The sequence below is a fragment of the Streptomyces sp. MnatMP-M17 genome (assembly GCF_900091995.1).
Classification (GTDB): Bacteria; Actinomycetota; Actinomycetes; order Streptomycetales; family Streptomycetaceae; genus Streptomyces.
The window spans coordinates 1-4,515 of the sequence record NZ_FMDK01000629.1; the positions used below are offsets into that span (position 1 = coordinate 1).

Sequence of the window (4,515 nt, forward strand, 5' to 3'; positions counted from 1 at the left end):
CCGGCGGCGGGGTGAACAAGCCGGTCTGGCTGTGGTGGTCGGGCACCGGAGCCACCCCGGACGATGTGGATCGCTGCTGGCAGTACTTCCTCCGCCGATTCGACGTGGAGCACACGTTTCGCCTGTTCAAGCAGACCCTCGGGTGGACCAAGCCCCGGCTTCGCAGCTCGGAAGCGGCCGACCGGTGGACGTGGCTGGTGATCGCCGCCTATGCCCAGCTCCGGCTCGCCCGTCCGCTGGCCACCGACCTCCGACGGCCATGGGAGAAGCCGGCCCCGGCGAACAAACTGACGCCTGCCCGGGTCCGCAGGGGGTTCAGAAACCTGCGGGCGAAGACCGGCTCTCCGGCCGGTGCACCGAAACCATCCCGTCCCGGGCCCGGTCGACCGCCGGGTTCGAAGAACCGCCGTCCAGCCACCCGCCATGACGTGGGCCGAGTGCTCGCGACCGGCGAGGCATACAGCCGACCCGCCCACCACCAGGTCGGCACGAAACCCCGCCGAACTGGATAAACGACAAGCCTACCGCTTGCCTGGCATCAGGCCTCCCCGGCGGCGGGCGACTGCAGCGGCCGACCCGTCGGGTGGGAAGCTCTGTGCCGGCTTCGACGCTGATGAGCCGCCGGTGTTCTCGCGTTCGCCCGGAGATCGCCTTCCGTCCTCCGAAAGGGCGCTCGTGACGGACGCGGTTCGAACACCGTGACCGCAGGTGCTCGAACGTGGTGCAGCCGGTCCGCTTGCTCCCGTTGCCGAGTTGAGTGGCGACCGGGCGGTCCGGTCAGTGGCCGATCGTGGGGACCGATAGGCGTGAGACTGCGCTGCTGCGCGAAAAGGGACCCTTCCTCTCCATGAGGAAGGGTCCCTTTTCGTGTCGAGCGCCCGGCAGGCCTTGCACCTGCATTTCCCGCCGGCAGGCGGACGTCTTTCCTTGGACCACAGACGCGTGACTCCGCGCGGTGAACCGGAGCTACACCATGATCATACCGGGTTCCCGGGGCTCGAACGCACACCCGCGCCGGGGCACAGTCCAGCCGAGACGGCGAAGCCGACGGAAGTGCCGTTGCCCCAAGGGCGTGTATCCCAGACGCCGAGGCACGGCGCGGGAGCGGCCCCGCCAGGGCCCGGAACCATCCCCGGGCGCGGCGAGCGATCTGCACCACCCTCAAATGTTGAAGGGTGGTGGGACCCCGCATACGGAAGACGGGGCCTTCGGGGCACCACCCCGAAGGTCTCCCGTCCGATGCTGTCCGGACCTTCCAAAGCCGAGGCAGCTACGTCCAGTAGGGCTTGGCCAGGTTGGACGGGTTCGGGCTCGGTGGCGGGCCATGCGGCCAGCAGCCACCGTTCGGGCAGCTCGGGACCGTCAGTGTTCTTGCGGATCTCGCGGCCGGCGGGCCTGACCCGCAGGGCCACGAATCGTGAGTACATGCGCTTGGCGCCGCTGCGGCCGCTGCCCCGGCGAAAGCCCTCCCGCCACTGCACGGGCCTCGCGGCTTGTTTTCCGGCCGCGATGACCAGGTACTTCACGGTCCTGGCCGACTCGGGTTAGACGGGTTGGGGCCTCGGGCCGCCGCCGCTGTAGGACGGGGCGTGCGGCCGTGCCTGGTGCGGGTGGACGGTGGTTGTGGTGGCGATTCCCGCCACATAGTCGAGCCCGCGTTCTTCCAGGCCCAGCCCCCCCGGCGGGGATGCCGCGGTGCGCGCGGTGGGCTGTCCTGGCGGGGTCCGCCTTCGGCGAGGCGGGGTCTGAGGCGCGGGCACCCCATGACGGGCGCCGATGAGACGTCGACGTCGTATCGGTCTTCTGCCGTGCCTGTTCTGTGACGTGCAGCCCCGGCCCGCGGCTCGCACACCGTAACGTCGGGCCTGTGATCGTATGGCTCAACGGCACCCACGGTGCAGGCAAGACGACGACCAGTGCACTCGTGCAGCAGTTGATCCCGGATTCACGGGTGTTCGACGCCGAGAAGGTCGGCGAGACACTCATGGACATCACGCCGGGGCTGCCCTGGACGGGCAACTTCCAGGACTGGCCGCCGTGGCGGCCGCTCGTGGTCGAGACCGCCCGCCGCGTACTCGACTACACCGGCGGCACTCTGGTGATGCCCATGACTGTCCTGGTCGAGCAGTACTGGCGCGAAATCAGTGCGGGTCTCGCCCAACATGCTATTCCGGTACGGCACTTCGTCCTCCACGCCGACCAGGACACCCTCCGCGGGCGTATCGAGGGGGACACTCTTCTTGGCCCCTCCCCATTCCGTCTCACATACCTTGAGCCCTATGCCGAGGCGGCCCGCTCGTGGCTCCACAGCGAGGCCGAAGTCGTCGACACCACACACCTCACGCCCGCCCAGACGGCCCTGCAGATTGCGGAGGCCGTCAAGGGCTGAGGCTTGATCCGCCCACCACGCGTTACCCGGCATGCAGAGAGGTGGGCGGCGTGCCCGACAGCCGACCAAGTACCGCCACTGCCCTCTACCGGCCACGCCAGCACAATCCTCGAAGAGGCAGATCACAACACGTGATCAGAGGTTGCCATCCAACCCGCGTCACTTGCCAACTACGGGGCGTCACAGCTCTCCCACCAGCGGCCAGCCTGCTCCCTTCATACCTGCACCGCGGGCACACGCCTCGCTCGCGGTACTTCCAGCGCGGCAGCGGAAGTCGGCGCCGCGCCTGGAAAATCGGCGAGAGTGGTTCCCTCGCCCTTGCCCGGGACCAGGCAGAGTTCGCGGTTCGGTGGGAAATCACACGGGGGTTGCTGGAGCTCTGGGGTGAGGGATGACGTGGAGATGGGCGGGGCCGTTGAGGGAGAGCGAGGGGACGGGGGCAGGCCGCTGGCCGGGGTGGGCGAGAGCGAGGTGTGGCAGGCGGGCGAACAGGGTGGTCAGAGCAACGTGGGTTTCCGCCCGGGCGAGGTGGGCACCGAGGCAGAAGTGGGGGCCGTGTCCGAAGGCAAGGTGTTCTTTTCCGCTTCGGGTGGGATCGAACATGTCTGGGCTGTCCGGGTGGATCTCGGGGTCACGTCCGGCGGCCGCGAAGGCGATGATGACCGGTTCGCCCCTGCCGATGACGACGCCTTCGCCGAGGTCGATGTCCTCGATGGCGTAGCGCATCGGGTGGTGCATGATCGGGCCGTTGTGGCGCAGCGTCTCTTCGATCACGTCATCCCAGCTGACTGTGCCCAGGCGGAGATGGACAAGGTGTTCGGGCCGGGAGAGCAGGGCGTGGACGGCGCTGGTGATCAGGTTGACGGCTGTCTCGTATCCTGCGGCGAGCATGAGGAAGAGATGGTCGAGCAGTTCCTTGTCGGCCAGTGGCGCCTCACCGTCCGCGGACAGGGTGAGCAGGTCGCTGGTGAAGTCGGAACCGGGATGCGCCCTCTTGTGCTCCAGCAACTCGGCGAGCCGTGTGTAAAGTCCGGCCAGGCGGGCTTGTCCCTGCTCGGGGCTTGCCGTGGTGTCCATCAGCGCGTCGATGGAGGCACCGAGGTTTTCCCGGAGGGCGTCGGGGACACCGAACAGGTCGCAGATGACCGTCATGGTCAGGGGCAGGGACAGTGTGCGCCGGATGTCGGCACTCTGGCCGGGTGACAGGGAGCGGAGCGCTTCGACCAGACGGTCCGCAGTCGCCTGGATCTGTGGACGCATTGCCTCCACCCGTCGCGGTGAGAACGACGGGGCCATCCTGCGGCGTAACCTGCGGTGCTCCTCGCCGTAGGTGTTCAGGAAGTTCTGCATGAGGGCGGAGACCGCAAGGGGCCAGCCCTCGGGTACACCGGCGAGGCCGGGCCAGTGCCGACGAGGATCGCGGGAGACACGGGGGTCGTTGGTCAGTTTCTGGATGACGCTGTGGCGCGTGACCGACCAGGCGCGGACACCCCCCGGGAGTTCGACCGCGGTTGCCGGGCCCATGGCGCGCAGGACAGCCGCCTCGGCGTGGGCGGCACGGGCGGTGGGATCCAGCACAGGACAGCGAGAATCGAATAAAGCAGACATATTGCACTCCTCTCGGCTGCCGTGCCCGCCGCGCGCACATCGCAGTTGTCGATGTCGGAATCAGCAGGGCCGGGAACGCCGCCCCGCACAGCGTCGGGCTTGTCCTCTTTCTTCTACGCGACGATCCGGAGCCTGGCAACGGTGACGAACGCGCCACGCACAGAGGCTGAACCGGGACGCAAGCGAACAATCAACGCCCTCAAGGACTTTCGAGCCGTGGCAGCCCCTGCGTCTTCCATGGCACTGTCACCGCGACCAGCCGTGGCTCCGCTCCCGGTCCATGGCCGATCACGTCCGATCCACCGTGGCTTACAGGCCGCGCCGGTGTCGCTGGTGGCGATGGCGAGCGCGGTGCGCGCCTTGATCGTGTCACGCGCTTTGTGCATACGCCGTGGCCGTGGTGGCGCGGATGGGCAGGTGGCCGTCGCGCAGTCGGCGTCCGTTGCGTCCGTTGTTCACCGCGACGAGCTCGGCGAGGATGGACAGGGCGCTCTCGGCGAGGGAGGTTCCGCCGAGGT

General features: G+C 68.4%; 2 protein-coding genes, 1 tRNA gene and 2 pseudogenes. 2 read left to right on the forward strand and 3 right to left on the reverse strand.

Going from position 1 to position 4,515, the window contains the following annotated elements:
- Positions 1-512: pseudogene (locus GA0115259_RS41230) on the forward strand (transposase); the annotation flags it as partial.
- A gap of 361 nt (positions 513-873) precedes the next feature.
- On the opposite strand, the gene GA0115259_RS40590 reads toward GA0115259_RS41230, so the two are convergent.
- Together GA0115259_RS40590 and GA0115259_RS42195 are read right to left on the reverse strand one after the other, a co-directional pair.
- A tRNA-OTHER gene (locus tag GA0115259_RS40590) sits at positions 874-942 on the reverse strand.
- Positions 943-1,295: 353 nt separating this feature from the next.
- Positions 1,296-1,746 (reverse strand): annotated as a pseudogene (locus tag GA0115259_RS42195) (transposase); the annotation flags it as partial.
- 121 nt (positions 1,747-1,867) lie between these two features.
- On the opposite strand from GA0115259_RS42195, the gene GA0115259_RS26455 reads away from it, so the two are divergent.
- Positions 1,868-2,389 (forward strand): P-loop nucleotide/nucleoside kinase family protein, encoded by a 522-nt coding sequence (locus tag GA0115259_RS26455; protein ID WP_093601663.1) that lies wholly within the window; start codon positions 1,868-1,870, stop codon positions 2,387-2,389.
- Positions 2,390-2,746: 357 nt separating this feature from the next.
- On the opposite strand, the gene GA0115259_RS26460 is transcribed toward GA0115259_RS26455, so the two are convergent.
- Positions 2,747-3,997, reverse strand: coding sequence for a cytochrome P450 family protein (locus GA0115259_RS26460; RefSeq protein ID WP_093601665.1), 1,251 nt, complete (start codon positions 3,995-3,997; stop codon positions 2,747-2,749).
- Between the last annotated feature and the right edge of the window lie 518 nt (positions 3,998-4,515).

Bases quoted from the DNA above. Each gene is read 5' to 3' on its own strand.
- GA0115259_RS26460 (WP_093601665.1), bottom strand. From the start codon at position 3,997: ATGTCTGCTTTATTCGATTCTCGCTGTCCTGTGCTGGATCCCACCGCC.